This is a genomic window from Acinetobacter sp. V2, from assembly GCF_001188385.1.
GTDB lineage: Bacteria > Pseudomonadota > Gammaproteobacteria > Pseudomonadales > Moraxellaceae > Acinetobacter > Acinetobacter oleivorans.
The window spans coordinates 1876228-1876462 of the sequence record NZ_JZFB01000001.1 but is presented as its reverse complement, the minus strand read 5'-3'; the positions used below and the strand labels follow the sequence as shown (position 1 = coordinate 1876462).

At 37.9% G+C, this 235-nt stretch carries 1 protein-coding gene; it reads left to right on the top strand.

From position 1 onward, the window contains the following. The coding region (locus tag UC75_RS20835) for a hypothetical protein (protein ID WP_228137185.1) at nt 1-235 on the top strand (235 nt) is incomplete at both ends.

Genomic DNA, 235 nt, shown 5'->3' with positions numbered 1-235 from the left:
AGTACCGAAAGCAGGTGAACTGACTTTATCTGATTTGAGAGATACAGGCGTCTCAGCAACGGATCAGATTACGCGAGATAATAATTTTACTTTGAAGCTAACTCAACCAATTGTGATCGGTGAACAAGCTACTTTACTAGACCACTATGAAATTTCGAAAGATGAAGGAAAAACTTGGCAGGAAACAACAGCTGAACAAAAAGATTTAGCTGATGGTATTTATCTCTATAAAGCC